The organism is Gordonibacter sp. RACS_AR68 (assembly GCF_030418485.1).
Taxonomy (GTDB): Bacteria; Actinomycetota; Coriobacteriia; order Coriobacteriales; family Eggerthellaceae; genus Gordonibacter; species Gordonibacter urolithinfaciens.
This window is the reverse complement of record NZ_JAIPUP010000002.1, coordinates 312,411-326,480: the sequence shown is the minus strand read 5'-3', so window position 1 is coordinate 326,480 and position 14,070 is coordinate 312,411. Positions and strand designations below refer to the sequence as shown.

At 69.9% G+C, this 14,070-nt stretch carries 11 protein-coding genes; 7 read left to right on the top strand and 4 right to left on the bottom strand.

The window, feature by feature from the left end:
• Positions 1 to 171: 171 nt before the first annotated feature.
• The 3 genes from K9U15_RS06075 to K9U15_RS06065 are packed head-to-tail and all read right to left on the bottom strand — an operon-like array spanning position 172 to position 2,213.
• Positions 172 to 915, bottom strand: coding sequence for an ABC transporter permease (locus K9U15_RS06075; protein ID WP_123673482.1), 744 nt, complete (start codon positions 913 to 915; stop codon positions 172 to 174).
• A complete protein-coding gene (locus tag K9U15_RS06070; RefSeq protein WP_123673481.1) occupies positions 909 to 1,829 on the bottom strand; it encodes a LytTR family transcriptional regulator DNA-binding domain-containing protein in 921 nt (306 codons plus the stop codon). The genes K9U15_RS06075 and K9U15_RS06070 overlap by 7 nt, the downstream gene beginning before the upstream one ends.
• A gap of 6 nt (positions 1,830 to 1,835) precedes the next feature.
• Positions 1,836 to 2,213: a VOC family protein gene (locus K9U15_RS06065; RefSeq protein WP_301155759.1), complete on the bottom strand. Its 378-nt coding sequence runs from the start codon at positions 2,211 to 2,213 to the stop codon at positions 1,836 to 1,838.
• Positions 2,214 to 2,438: 225 nt separating this feature from the next.
• On the opposite strand from K9U15_RS06065, the gene K9U15_RS06060 reads away from it, so the two are divergent.
• The 5 genes from K9U15_RS06060 (at position 2,439) to K9U15_RS06040 (ending at position 10,091) form a co-directional block, all read left to right on the top strand.
• A complete protein-coding gene (locus K9U15_RS06060; protein ID WP_123673477.1) occupies positions 2,439 to 3,179 on the top strand; it encodes an ATP-binding cassette domain-containing protein in 741 nt (246 codons plus the stop codon).
• A 1-nt stretch (position 3,180) separates the two neighbouring features.
• Positions 3,181 to 5,670 (top strand): YhgE/Pip domain-containing protein, encoded by a 2,490-nt coding sequence (locus K9U15_RS06055; RefSeq protein ID WP_301155758.1) that lies wholly within the window; start codon positions 3,181 to 3,183, stop codon positions 5,668 to 5,670.
• A gap of 143 nt (positions 5,671 to 5,813) precedes the next feature.
• Positions 5,814 to 7,643 carry a glutamine--fructose-6-phosphate transaminase (isomerizing) gene (gene glmS / locus K9U15_RS06050; RefSeq protein WP_301155757.1) on the top strand — a complete coding sequence of 610 codons (1,830 nt, stop codon included), beginning with the start codon at positions 5,814 to 5,816 and terminating at the stop codon, positions 7,641 to 7,643.
• Between the two features lie 177 nt (positions 7,644 to 7,820).
• Positions 7,821 to 8,381 carry a holo-ACP synthase gene (acpS, locus tag K9U15_RS06045; protein WP_087191339.1) on the top strand — a complete coding sequence of 187 codons (561 nt, stop codon included), beginning with the start codon at positions 7,821 to 7,823 and terminating at the stop codon, positions 8,379 to 8,381.
• Between the two features lie 177 nt (positions 8,382 to 8,558).
• On the top strand, positions 8,559 to 10,091 hold the full coding sequence (locus tag K9U15_RS06040) for a L,D-transpeptidase family protein (protein WP_096228029.1): 1,533 nt from the start codon (positions 8,559 to 8,561) through the stop codon (positions 10,089 to 10,091).
• A gap of 52 nt (positions 10,092 to 10,143) precedes the next feature.
• On the opposite strand, the gene K9U15_RS06035 is transcribed toward K9U15_RS06040, so the two are convergent.
• Positions 10,144 to 11,016, bottom strand: a complete 873-nt coding sequence (locus K9U15_RS06035) for an NAD(P)H-hydrate dehydratase (protein WP_301155756.1) — start codon at positions 11,014 to 11,016, stop codon at positions 10,144 to 10,146.
• 213 nt (positions 11,017 to 11,229) lie between these two features.
• On the opposite strand from K9U15_RS06035, the gene K9U15_RS06030 reads away from it, so the two are divergent.
• Together K9U15_RS06030 and ligA are read left to right on the top strand one after the other, a co-directional pair.
• Positions 11,230 to 11,757 (top strand): HdeD family acid-resistance protein, encoded by a 528-nt coding sequence (locus K9U15_RS06030; protein WP_087191336.1) that lies wholly within the window; start codon positions 11,230 to 11,232, stop codon positions 11,755 to 11,757.
• 155 nt (positions 11,758 to 11,912) lie between these two features.
• Positions 11,913 to 14,039, top strand: coding sequence for an NAD-dependent DNA ligase LigA (ligA, locus tag K9U15_RS06025; protein WP_096228669.1), 2,127 nt, complete (start codon positions 11,913 to 11,915; stop codon positions 14,037 to 14,039).
• The last annotated feature ends 31 nt before the right edge of the window (positions 14,040 to 14,070 follow it).

The window sequence follows — 14,070 nt, the reverse complement described above, 5'->3', positions numbered from 1 at the left end:
TGATTGCTCCTTTCGTTTCGGACGGTGAGCAGTTTCCCGTGAGACGAAGCGCTGATCAAGGGAAACGCGACGCCGGGAGCGCGCCGCGCGACGAGAGGAGCAGGGGGAGGGACGAAAGGAGCACCGAGACAGGGGGACGGGGATGATGTCACGCCCCTGCCGCGCCTTCCCCTACTCGTCGCGGGGGATGCGCGGCGCGACCGCGACGAGCGCGACGAGGCTCGCGACGATCCATGCGAGCTGGCCGACTGCCGGCAGGATGGAACCGGGGGCGAGCAGCGTCCCCTCCGCCAGCGCGTAGACGAGCGCGAACCCGCCGCCGGTGGGCAGGAGGGGGAGGGCCTGGAACGTGGACTCGGCATACATGAAGAACAGGGGCACGATGCCGGTGGTTATGACGGGCAGGCTGGAGAAGCTCGCCGCCATCTGGTTGCGCGAGGCGAGGCCCAGTGCAAGCGACAACGCGGTGAGGGGAATGCTGGACGCCAGGGTGACCAACATGAAGGGGAGCATGCAATCGAAGGGGGCTCCCGACACCAGGAAGCACGCCGCCGCCACGAGCGCGGTCCACAGCGTGCTGACGATGCCGTGCGCGGCGAGCATCTGGGCGCGGCCGACGCCGGCCAGCTCCATCGTGCGCAGCGTGCGCTTCTCGCGCGCCTCGGCCATGGGGTAGACGGTCGTCGTGCCGGGCACCATGCTGGTGGAGAACAGCATGCCCGTCACGAGCAGGAACATGCGCGCGTCGTCGTGGGCGACGGGCTCGATGACGACGAAGCGGAACACGAGAAGGAACAGGGCGGGGAACAAACAGCATGCGAGCAGCCCGGGGCTCTTCACCACGTTCATGAAGAATTTTCGCACGAGCGTACCTAAGATGCCCGGGCGGGCGGCGACCTGCTTCGCGTTCACCATCGGTAACGCTCCCTCATCTCCTCGGCACGCCCTTTCGCCAGCGGGATGGACGAGTGCGCGGCGTCGCTCAGCGTGAGGTTGAAGCTGTTGCGCGTGTAGCGCTCCACCTTCGCCACCTTCTGCACGTTCACGAGGAACGATCGGTGGCAGCGGAAGAACCCGGCGCGCGACAGCTCGCGCTCCAGCTCGTCCATCGTGCGTGGCGTTTGGTAGCGTTCGCCGCGCACCGAGAGGTACGTGGCCTTGTTCATGCTCTCGGCGAAGTCGATATCGCGGGGGTCGAACAGCAGCGTGGCCGTCTCGGTGTGCGCGGGGATCTTGAGCACGTGCACCTCGTCGCCCTCGTACGAGGGCTTCTCGCCGTCGGTGTCATCGCCGTCTTCGTCCTGGTCCACCGCGATGAAGCGGCCCTCTTCGTGCCAGCAGGCCACACCGGGCATGAGCAGCGCCTCGCGCAGCGGCTCGACCGTGGTGACGAAGCGGCAGCCCTGCTCCATGCGCTCGGCGATCCAGGTGAGCGCAACGGCGCGCCCTTCGGCGTCGAGGTCGGACAGCGGGCGTTCGAGGAAGCACATCTCCGGTTCGAAGAGGCTCGCGCGCGCCAGGTTCACGAGCGCGAGCGCCGAGGGGGAGAGGCCGCCCATCTTGCGTTTCGCGACGCCGCGCAGGTTGAAGTGCGAGATGGCGTCCTCGTAATGCACCGAGCTGCGCGCGATGCTGCCATAGAAGCGCAGGTGCGAGGCCACGGAGTCGCGCTCGAAGCCGCAGTCGGTCTCCAGGACGAACGCGCAGCGCTGCGTGCGGTAGCGGGCGCGCACGGCCGCCAGCAGGGCGGCGGACGTCTCGCGGCTGCACTCGATGTGCACGCTGCGGCCGTCGGCCACCAGCTCGTCGATGGAGGCGAATTCGGTCACCGGGCGTTACTCCGCGCGCATCGCCGGGAGGATCTCGAGCCAGCAGCCGTCGGGGTCCTCGATGAAGTAGATGCCCATGCGCTCGTTCACGAAGCACACGCAGCCCATCTCCTCGTGCAGGGCGCGCGCGGCGTCGAGGTCGTCCACCTCGAAGGCCAGGTGCGTGTCGCGGCCGCCGTTGACGTAGGGCTCGATGCGCCCGCGGTTCCAGGTGAGCTCCACCTGGAAGTCGGTCTCGTCGTTGCCGATGAACACGTTCTCCCACGACCCGTCCTCGGGCCCCATGCGCCGCTGCATGACGAGGCCCAGCGCGCGCTCGTAGAACGCGAGCGACGCGTCCAGATCGAGGACGTGGATGCAACGGTGGATCATCTTCGCTTTCATGGCGGCTCCTTCCTCGGTGCGCCGTCGGGCAACGGGCGCGGTGCGTCTCGGCGACGGCTCCGTTGCGCGTCGGTTTCGGTTCGGCGACGGCGCTTCCATCGGAAGTATAAAGCAACGAGCGAGGTCGTTCGCGGCCAGCATGCGTTTCCATGCCGTCTCCGAACGTTGGGCGAAGGGGAATTCCCGCCGCCGACGCGGGGCAGCTGAAGAGAAGGACGTGGCAGGATGCAGGATGTGCAGGAGAGCCCGGCGGCGGGCCCCACGGGGACGTGCCCGATGGGGCCCGTCGACGCGAGCGGGCTGGGGGAGCGGGAGGAAGCTCCGGAAGCCCCCTACTTGAGCGCGCGGGACCTCGAGCTCGAGACCTACGCCGGCTTCGTCTACCGCAACGTGGACCTCGACGTGTTCAAGGGCCGGGTCACGGCCGTGCGCGGGCGCAACGGCAGCGGCAAGTCGGCGCTTCTGCTCACGCTGGCGGGACGCATGAAGCCCACGGGCGGCACGCTCTCCGTCGGCGGCCTCGAACTCCCGCGCGAGCGCGCCAAGGCCGAGCGGCACGTGGGCCTGGGCCTGTTCAAGGGCCTGAACGACCTGCCGGAGAACCTGAGCGCCCGCTCCGCGGCCAAGGCCGAGTTCGACCTGCACGGCCTCTCCGCGCGCGACGGGGCCGTGGAGGAGCATCTGTGCTGGTGGGGCCTCGGCGACGTGGCGCGCGTGCGGGTGCGCGACCTCACGGCCGAGAAGCTCGCGCGCCTCGGCATCGCGCTCGCCTTCGTGGGGGACCCGGACGCGGCGGTGGTGGACGACGTCGAGGACCAGCTCACCCTGTCGCAGTCGCGCGGGCTCATGGAGCTGCTCGCGCGGGCGGCCCGCGAGCGCCATGCGGCCGTGGCGGTGGCGGTGGTGGAGCGCGACCTGGCCCGCATGGCCGATTCGTGCGCGTACCTGGCGAAGGAAGGGGAGTGACATGGCGTTCGAAGGCGTGCGCTTCGCGAGCCTGGAATGGCGAAACCTCGCGGCCTCGAAGGTGATGTGGGTGGTGATCGCGGCCATCGCGGTGATCCCGCTCCTCTACGGCGGGCTGTACCTGGCCGCGTTCCAGGACCCCTACGGACGCCTGTCCTCGCTGCCCGTGGCGGTGGCGAACGAGGACGCGGGGGCCGTGATCGCGGCCGAGCAGCGCAACCTCGGCGACGAGGTGGTCGACGAGCTCAAGCGCACCGACAACGGCCTGGGCTGGCACTTCGTGTCAGCCGACGAGGCCCGGGCGGGCCTTGCGGACGGCACCTACTTCATGGCGTGCATCATCCCCTCGGACTTCTCCGCCTCCGTGGCCTCGGTGGACGGCGACGCGCCGCGCCGGGCCCAGCTGAAGGTGGAGTACAACGAGAGCGAGAACATGCTGGCGTCCCAGATAGGCCAGACGGTGTGGCGGCAGGTGCGCACGCGCGTGAGCGACATGGTGGCCGAGCAGTACTGGACGACGGTGCTCGGCCGCGTGGCCGATTCGGGCAGGCAGATCGGCGCTGCCGCGGCGGGAGCGCGCGACCTGGAGGGCGGCCTGTCCGCCGCGCAGGACGGCACCCGCTCGATCGCGACGAACCTGGGCACGCTCAAGAACGGTGCCGTCGAGCTCGACGCGGGGCTCGGTACCCTGGCAGGCGGCGCGGTCGCGCTCGACGCGGGGCTCGGCACGTTGGTGGGAGGCACAGGCGCGCTCGAGGCAGGGGCGGGCTCGCTCGCGTCGGGCGCGAGCCGGGTGTCGGACGGCGCGTCGGAGCTGCGGGACGAGGGAGGCGCGCCGCTGGCCGCCGGCGCGCGCGAGCTGGCGGACGAGACGGCCGGGCTGCCGGCCCAGGCGGCGCGGTTGGACGACGGCGTGCAGGCCGTCGTGGGCAGCGTGGGCGAGCTGTCCGCGGCGCTCGGGACGGACAGCGAACCGCAGACGCTCGTCGGCGGGTCGGCCGCCCTCGCCTCCGGGCTCGAGGAGCTGGCGGATCCGCAGACGGGCGCCCCTGCCTTGGCCCAGGGCGTGGAGGAGCTCTCCGGTGCGCTCGGCACGCTGCAGGACGGTGCGTCAGCGGCGAGCGCGGCGCTCGCGGGCGTGGACACGGAGGCCGTGCTGGCAAGCGACATGACGCCGGAGCAGAAGGAGGCCCTGCTCACGTCCCTCGGCACGGCGCGGGCCTACCTCGACGGGGCCGAGGGGCGCGCGGGCGTGGTCGACGGGCTCGCGCAGGCGAAGGGGGAGGTGGACGGCGCGCTTCTGCCCGGTGCGCTCAAGGCCGCCGACGCCGCATCGGAGCTTTCGGCGGGCGCGCGCACCTTGCACGAGGGGCTGGTGCGGACGCGCGACGAGCTGGCGTCGCAAGCTTCTGACCTGCAGGCGCTCTCCGCGGGTGCGGCGGCCCTCGCCCAGGCGGCCCCCTCGCTCGTCGGCGGCATCGACCGCTTGAGCGCCGGCGCGCAGGATGTGAGCGCCAACCTGTCCGTTCTCGCCGCCGGGGTCGCCGACGCCGCGTCCGGCGCTGCGCGGCTCGACGCCGGCGCGGCCGAGGTCGCCTCGGGCGCGCGGTCGGCCAAGGACGGCGCCGGCGAGCTCGCCCAGGGCGCGCAGTCTGCGCAAGGCGGCGCGGGGCAGCTCGCCACTGGCGCGGGACAGCTGCGTGAGGGAACGGACCGCCTGGTCACGGGCCTGCACGAGGCAACGGAGGGCGAAGGCGAGCTGGCCTCCAAACTGGCTGCGGGCGCCGAGGAGGCCGCCGATCAGACTCGAAACATCCCCGCGAAGGCCGAGGCCATGAGCGATCCGGTGGAGCTCGGCAACGACTACTACACCTCGGTGAGGAACTACGGCACCGGCTTCGCCCCGTACTTCATGGCGCTGGGGCTCTGGGTGGGCAGCCTCGTGTCGGGCTTCGTGTTCAAGCCGCTCAACGGGCGCCTCCTGCTGGCGGGCGCGAACCCCGTCACGGCGGCGTTCGCGAACTACCTGCCCATGGCGGCGTTCGCCCTCGTGCAGGCGGCGCTGCTCATGGCGGTCATCCAGTTCGGGCTGCAGCTGCAGATAGGCAACGTGCCCGCCTTCTGGGGCATGGGCTTTCTCACCGCGCTCGTGTTCGCGGCCCTCATGCAGCTGCTGCTGGCGGCGTTCGGCTTCCCGGGGCGGTTCCTCGCCATCATCCTGCTCATGCTGCAGCTCACCACGAGCGCCGGCACCTTCCCCATCCAGACGACGCCCGCGTTCTTCCAGGCGGTGAGCCCGTACCTGCCCATGACCTACGTGGTGGAGGCGCTGCGCCAGATCATGACCGGGCTCGACTACGGCGTGGTGGGTTTCGACTGCCTCGTGCTCGCAGGGTTCGGCGCGGCCGCCTTCGCGCTCACGAGCATCGTGGCCTGGCGCAAGCGCACCGTGCGCATGCAGGACCTCCACCCCGTGCTGAAGCTGGGGTGAGGGGGCGGTCCTGCGCCGCCGGGCCACCCTGAAAACATGCGTTTATTGAGCGGATTCGGCTCCAGCCGGCCGTGAAAAAGAAGGGCGGGCTGCTCTTACCTTAGAATAGCGCTCGGAAAAGCGACGCGCGTGAGGAGCAGACTATGTGCGGAATCGTCGGATACACCGGAGCACGTCCCGTCAAGGACATCCTTATCGAGGGCCTGACCAGGCTCGAGTACCGCGGCTACGACTCGGCGGGCATCGCCGTCGAGCAGGACGGGGCGCTGCGCGTCGTGCACTGCAAAGGCAAGGTGAGCGGCCTCGCGCGCCTCGTCGAGCCCCTGGACCTCGCCGGCACCTGCGGCATCGGCCACACGCGCTGGGCCACGCACGGCCGCCCGAGCGAGGCGAACGCGCACCCCCACACCTCCTGCGACGGGCACGTGGCCGTCGTGCACAACGGCATCATCGAGAACTTCGCCGAGTTGCGCGAGGAGCTGGAGGCCCGCGGGCACGCGTTCTCGAGCGAGACCGACACCGAGGTCGTCGCGCACCTGGTGGAGGAGGCCTACGCGGAGAGCCGCGACCTCTTGGAGGCCGTCCGCGAGGCGACCGAGCGCCTGATCGGCGCGTACGCCGTCGCGGTCATCAGCGATCAGGAGCCCGGCACCGTCGTGGCGGCGCGCAAGGACTCGCCGCTCGTGGTGGGCCTCGCCGACGACGGGGCGTACGTGGCCTCCGACATCATCGCCATGATCGACGCCACGCGAGACGTGGCCGTGCTCGCCGACGGCGACTTCGCCAAGCTCGAGCCCTCGGGCGCGACGTTCTTCAACGTGCGCGGCGAGGCCTACGAGCCCGAGGTCACGCACGTCGATTGGGACCTCGACGTGGCGGAGAAGGGCGGCTACCCCGACTTCATGATGAAGGAGATCCACGAGCAGCCGCGCGTCATACGCGACACGCTGGCCGGCCGTTTGGTGAACGGCGCGCTGTCCATCGACGAGCTGGACCTCTCGCCCGAGGAGCTCAACCTCATCGACCGCGTGTGCGTCATCGCGTGCGGCACGTCCTACCACGCCGGCCTCATCGCGAAGAACCTCATCGAGGGCTGGGCGCGCATCCCCTGCGAGGTGGAGGCGGCCAGCGAGTTCCGCTACCGCAACCCCATCATCACGCCGTCCACCCTGGTGGTGGCCGTGTCGCAGTCGGGCGAGACCGCCGACACGCTGGCGGCCATCCGCGACGCGCGCGTGAAGGGAGCCAAGGTGTTCGGCATCACGAACGTGGTGGGCTCTCCCGTGGCGCGCGAGAGCGACGGCGTGATCTACACGAAGGCCAACAAGGAGATAGCCGTGGCCTCCACGAAATCGTTCTTGGGCCAGGTGGCGTCGCTCACGCTGCTGGCCATGCTGCTCGCCCAGGCCAAGGGCAAGCTCAAGACGAACCAGGTGCACCTGCTGTTCCACGAGCTGGCCGACACGGCCGAGCAGGTGGAGCGCATCCTGGCCGACACCGCCGCCATCACGCAAGCGGCGCGCGCGTGCAAGGACGCCTCGAGCGCGCTGTTCGTCGGGCGCGGCATGGGCGCCGCCATCGCGTGCGAGGGCGCGCTCAAGCTCAAGGAGATCAGCTACCTGCACGCCGAGGCCTACCCGGCCGGCGAGATGAAGCACGGCCCCATCGCGCTCATCGACGAGGGCTTCCCCGTGATCGCGGTGGCCACGAAGAGCCCCGTGTACGACAAGCTCGTGTCGAACCTGCAGGAGGCGAAGGCCCGCGGCGCGATGATCGTGGCTGTCGCCACCGAGGGCGACGAGGACATTCGCGCGCACGCCGACCACGTCGTCTACATCCCGAAGGTGCGCGACGCGTTCTCGGCCGTCACGGCCAGCGTGCCGCTGCAGCTGTTCGCGCGAGCCATCGCCGTCGAGCGCGGCTGCGACGTGGACCAGCCCCGCAACCTGGCGAAATCGGTTACGGTGGAGTAGCTTTTCGACCTGCGGGTCCGCGGAAGGGGCCGGCGACGCCCAGTCGCCCGGGCAGTCCTCGCTTCGCTGCGGAACTCGCTTGGCGGACGTCGCCGGCCCCTTCCGCTCCAAGCGGGGCGGGGCTTCGACTGAAGGGTCGCCGGGTTGCGGCATGGAGGGAAGAGAGAGGAATTACCTGTGAGCGATACTGAGTTGGACGAGGCGTTCCCCGCGGCCGAGGGGCAGGTGGGGCTGGGCGTGGACATCGTGGAGATCGCGCGGGTGAGGCGCATCCTCGAGCGCACGCCGAGCTTCCGCGAGCGCGTGTTCTCGGAGGAGGAGCGCGCCTACTGCGACGCGACGGCGAACCCGGAGGTGCACTACGCCACGCGCTTCGCGGCGAAGGAGGCGGTGGTGAAGGCGCTCGGCACCGGCTTTACGCGCGGCATCGGCGTGCGCGACATCGAGGTGCGCCGCAACGCCAAGGGGCGGCCCTCCGTGGTGCTGTCGGGACGGGCGAAGGAGGTCGCGGCCGAGCAGGGCGTGCGAGAGCTTCCGCTGTCGCTGTCGTTCACGCACACCGACGCCGTGGCCTGCGCCATGGCCATCACCGAGGACTCGCTGCGCGCCGCCGAGAAGCGCGTGGACCCCATGGAGGAGCTCTCGCGCCAGTTCAAGGAGGCCCGCAGCCTGCTCGACGAGATGGACGCCCCGCCGGCCGCGCCGGCGGGCGCGGCCTCTGGCACGCCTGGCCGGTAGGACGTCGCCGCAGAGGACTGTCGGCGGGGGCGCGGCGGCCAGGCGGGCGACTGCCGAACGGTGCACCGGGGCATCCGCTTTCCCCTTTTACCGTGGGGATGCATTGAACTTGTGCGGCGAACCCATTATGTTGGATCAAGGCACGAGAGAGCGGCGGAGAGGCGAAGAGGTGAGCGCATGGCGCCAGGAAACGGTTCGCAAGGCAGGCACGCAGGCAACGACGTGAAGGGCGAGGAGCCGTCGCGCGGTTTCCGTCCCGCGTCCGTCCCGCGTTCCGGCTCCGCTCCGCGGCGGCCGAAGCCCGGCCGCAAGGAGGGCATCATCGCCGCTTGCGCCGTGGCGGCCGTGCTGGTCGTCGTTTATCTGGCAGGCGCGTTCACGTTCATGGACCGCTTCATGCCCCGCACCACCGTCATGGGCGAGGACGTGTCGTTCAAGACGTCCGCCGAGGTGCAGGACCTGCTGGCCGACATCGCGAAGAGCTACGCGCTCGACGTGTCGGGGCAGGGGTTCTCGCTCAAGCTCACGTCCGCGGACATGGGCACCGGCATCAACGTCCAAAACGTGACGGACGCCATGCACGCCGACGCGAACCCTTGGGCCTGGCCGGTGGAGGTGTTCGGCTCGCGCGACGAGACCGACAAGCTGGCCACCTCGAACGGAAAGCTGGAGCAGGCCGTGCGCACCGCCGTCGACGCGTTCAACGAGGGAGCCGTCCCGCCGCGCAACGCCGGGCTCGACTACGACGCGGGCAGCTCGTCGTTCGTGGTGCGCACCGAGACGGCGGGCACGGCGCTCGATGCCGACCAGGTGCTCGAGGCCGTGAGCGCGGCCGTCGCCACTCTCGCGCCTTCTGCGACGCTCGGCGAGGACGCGCTGCAAAAGCCCACGCTCTTCGCCGACGACACGCGCTTGGCGAAAGCCGCCGACGACGCGAACGCCCTGCTCAAGGCCGACTTCAACCTGAAGCTTGCCGATACGGTCGTCGCGCGCGTGAACGCCGACCAGATAGCGGACTGGATGCGTCTGGGCGACGACGTGACCGTGGGAGTGGACGAGAGCCTGGTGGCGGTCTGGGTGCAGGACATCGCCTCGGCGTGCAACACCTACCAGGCGCGGCGCACATTCACGCGCGCCGACGGCAAGGAGGTCACCGTGTCGGGCGGCGTGTACGGCTGGATCGTCGACAAGGACCAGCTCAAGAAAACCGTGATGGACGGCGTGCGGTCCGCCCAGGCGGGCGATGTGGCCATCCCCTGCGAGCAGGAGGCCGGCGCCTACGACGGCCTGCACGGGCGCGACTGGGGCAAGCGCTACCTTGACATCGACCTGGCCGAGCAGCATGCGCGCTTCTACGGCGACGACGGCAGCTTGGCGTGGGAGTCCGATATCGTGTCGGGCACGCCCGACGGCGAGCACGACACGCCAGAGGGCGTATACGTCATCAACGGCAAGGAGAGCCCTTCGAAGCTCATCGGCCAGATGGAGCCCGAGACGGGCAAGCCGGAATACCAGACGGAAGTGAAGGCGTGGATGCCGTTCGTGGAGAACTACATCGGCCTGCACGACGCCGACTGGCAGCCTGCATTCGGCGGCTCGCGGTACGCCTCCGGCAGCGGCAGCCACGGCTGCGTGAACCTGCCGGTGGAGAAGGCTACCGCGCTGTACGATCTCATCGCCACGGGCGACGTGGTGGTCTGCCACTGGTAGGCCGCTCGGCCACGGAGAGCACACGTTCCGCCGTTTGAACCCGCCGCGTGCCCTACGCGCCCACGAGCTCCGCGAAGGCGGCGGGCAGGCACTCCACGACGTCCTCCGCGCACACGGCGATGGCCGACCAGCGGGCGGCCGCGGCGAGCCCTGCCCGCGCGTGCAGCTCGGCTCCCAGCACGGACGCCTCGAGCGCGTCCATCCCCTGGGCCAGCAGCGCCGCCACCATGCCCGCCAGCACGTCGCCCGTGCCCGCCTTCGCGAGCGCCGGCGTGCCGTGCGCCATGCGCACGGTCTGCTCGCCGTCGGATATGAAGGTGACCGGCCCCTTCACCACCGCCACCACGCCGTAGGCGAGCGAGAGCGACCGTGCCAGCGCGCAGGGGTCGCCCGTAGGCAGGTCGAACGCGCGCGCGAGCCGTGCCGCCTCGCCGGCATGGGGCGTGACCACGGTGGCGTGGCCGTTCAGGAAGCGCCGCTTCAGCAGGCGGCGCCCCTTCTCCGAGACAAGGGCGCCCAGGCCGCTGCCGTCCACCAGCACGGGCGCCTCGGCGTGCTTCAACACGAAGTGCACGAGCTTGGAGGACGCGCCGTCGTCCGCGTCGAACCCGCAACCTACGAGGTAGGCGTGCGGCTTGCCCGGCAGCGAGGGGGAGAGCTTCGGCGGGAGGGCCGAGCGCGGGCCCACCACGAGGGAGGGGCGGAAGCCCTGCACGAGCGGAACGGCTGCCGGATGGGTGAACACCTGCGTGTAGCCGGCGCCCATGCGCTGGCCCGCGTAGGCTGCCAAGCATGCCGCGCCGGGGTAGCGCTCGCTGCCCACGACAGCGGTGAGCGTGCCCCGCGTGTACTTGTTCGCGTCGTCGGCCGGCAGGGGCACAAGGGCCACCAGCTCGTCGTTGCCGTATTCCCGAACGTCCTGCATAGGCGACCACCTTGTCCGTCGAAGGGTTCCCTCTTCCCATTCTACCGCGTATCGACGAAAGGCGCGAACGCTCGGTAGACCGTTGCCGTGCGAATTCGGACCGTTACGGTGCGGAAACGGTTGACCACCCCGCTCAGCTTGTTTTTCTCATTCGCTACAATCATATGATGAGAAAAAAGGCGCATCAGCGCCGAACGATTCGAAGGAGGCATCGTGGATACGACGAGGAAGCATGACTGGGGTTTGATCGTTGCGGGCATTCTGCTGGTGCTGTGCGCCTTCTTCTTCGTGGTGGCGCCGGGGCTCACCCTTGTCACCATCACGGCCATCGCGGGCGCGGCGTTCCTCGTGTCCGGCATATTCGACATCATCAACTACGTGCGCTTCCACAAGGTCATGAACCTGTCGGGGTGGGCCATCGCCTACGCCGTGCTCGACATCGTCATCGGCCTCATGTTCTTGATCCATCCGCTGGCGTTCGCGGGCGTCATCCCGTGGGTGATCGGGGCGTTCTTCATCATCTTCGGCGCGTTCGAGGTCGTCGGCTCCTTTCGCATTCGCAAGACGGGCGTGCCTATGTGGGGTTGGATGCTGTTCTCGGGCATCGTGAGCGTGCTCTGCGGCATCACGTTCTTCGTGGCGCCAGCGTCGTTCAGCATATTCCTCTCGGTGTTCATACTCATGCGCGGCGTGTCGCTCGTATTCTACGGCTGGAACGCGAACAAGGGCATGCTGGCGTAGCCGGCGGCCGGGCCTTGCCGCAACCTCTGATGAAACCATGGGGCGGGTGCGCTGCCCGCTGCGACTCGTGGTAGAATCTCGATTAAATGGCGAAGGCCCCGAATGCGTTCGGGGCCTTCTTCCCGATGGAGGAAGTCAAGACGGCGGTGGAGAACATGGCAGAAGAACAGCAGAACCTCCTGGACGAGCGGGCGCTCGCCGAGGCGACGAGCGATCCGGCCGCGCGTATCGACGCGCTGCGGCGCGAGATCGAGCACCACACCTACCTGTACTACGCCCAGGATGCTCCCGAGATATCCGACGCCGCGTTCGACTCGCTCATGCGCGAGCTGCGCGAGCTGGAAGCGGCCCATCCCGAGCTCGTCGATCCGTCCAGTCCCACGCAGCGCGTCGGCGGCTACGTGGGCGAGCAGTTCGCCCCCGTGCGCCACGAGCGGCGGATGTACTCGCTCGACAACGCCATGGACCTCGAGGAGCTGGACGCGTGGATCGAGCGCGTGGTGGAGGCGTTCGGCCGCATGGTGCCCGTGGTATGCGAGCTCAAGATCGACGGCTCGTCCATCGCTTTGACCTACGAGGACGGCCGCCTCGTGCGCGCGGCGACGCGCGGCGACGGCACCACCGGCGAAGACGTCACCGCCAACATGCGCACGGTGAAAGACGTGCCGCTGCGCCTGCGCGAGGCGGCCCTCGACGGGCTGCGGGACGCGGAGGCGCCGATTGAGCTGCGCGGCGAGGTGTACATGCCGAAGTCCAGCTTCGACGCCCTGAACGTCGCCGCCGAGGCCAATGGCAAGCAGGCGTTCGCGAACCCGCGCAACGCCGCAGCGGGGAGCCTTCGCCAGAAGGATCCCGCCATCACGGCGAACCGCGACCTGTCCACGTTCATCTACGCGGTGGCCGACGAGCGCGCCCTGGCCGTCGAGGGCCAGTGGGAGCTGTTGGCATGGCTGCGCGAAGCGGGCTTCCACGTGAACCCCGACGTCGAGCTGTGCGAGACGCGCGAGGCGGTTCACGCGTTCTGCAAGCGCGCCATCGAGCGCCGCGAGGACCTGCCCTACGAGATCGACGGCGTAGTGGTGAAGGTGAACGCGTTCGCGCAGCAGGAGTCGATGGGCTACACGGCCCGCGCGCCCCGCTGGGCCGTGGCGTTCAAGTTCCCGCCCGAGGAGAAGACGACGCTGCTGCACGACATCACCGTGCAGGTGGGGCGCACCGGCAAGCTGACGCCCGTTGCCGAGATGGACCCCGTGTCGGTGGCCGGATCCACCGTGGCGCGCGCGACGCTGCACAACGAGGACGAGGTGCAGCGCAAAGACGTGCGCGTGGGCGACACCGTCATCGTGCGCAAGGCGGGCGACGTCATCCCCGAGGTGCTGGGCCCCGTGCTGGCGCTGCGCCCCGCCGACGCCGTCCGCTGGGAGATGCCGCGCACGTGCCCGTCGTGCGGCTCGCCCGTCATCCGCGAAGAGGGCGAGGTGGATTTCCGCTGCATCTCCATCGACTGCCCGGCGCAGGCGCTCGAGCGGCTGCTCCACTGGGCCAGCCGCGGCGCCATGGATATCGACGGCATGGGAGAGGAGATCGTGTCGCGCCTCGTGGAGAGCGGCCGCTTGACCGACGTGGCCGACTACTACACGCTGGACGAGGTGGAGCTGTCGCTCGTCGACATGGGCCGCGTGAACAAGGAAGGCGAGCCCATCCGCCTCGGGTCCACCGTGGCGAAGAAGCTCGTGGCCGCTATCGACGAGAGCCGTGCGCGCCCGTTCGCCCGCGCGCTGTTCGGTCTCGGCATCCGCCATGTGGGCAAGACCATCGCCGAGCTGCTGGCGGCGGCGTACCCGTCCATCGAGGCGCTCATGGAGGCCTCGGAGGAAGACCTGGCCGCCATCGACGGCGTGGGCCCGAAGATCGCCCGCAGCGTGTACCTGTTCCTGCGCACGCCCGACAACGTGGCCGTCATCGAGCGCTTGCGCAAGCGCGGCGTGGCGATGGCCGACGAGGCGGGCGACCCTGCCGAGCAGCTGCCGCAAACGCTCGAGGGCCTCACGTTCGTGCTGACGGGCTCGCTCGTGGAGAGCGGGATGACCCGCGACGAGGCAGGTGCGGCGCTCAAGGCGCGCGGCGCGAAGGTGTCGGGCAGCGTGTCGAAGAAGACGAGCTTCGTCGTGGCCGGAGAGGCCGCCGGCTCCAAGTACGACAAGGCCGTGACGCTCGGCGTCCCGGTGCTTGACGAAGCGGCTCTGCTGCGCATCCTCGAAACCGGCGAGGCTCCCGAGTAGGGCGGCCGCCTGCGGGCGCGCGCGACGCGGG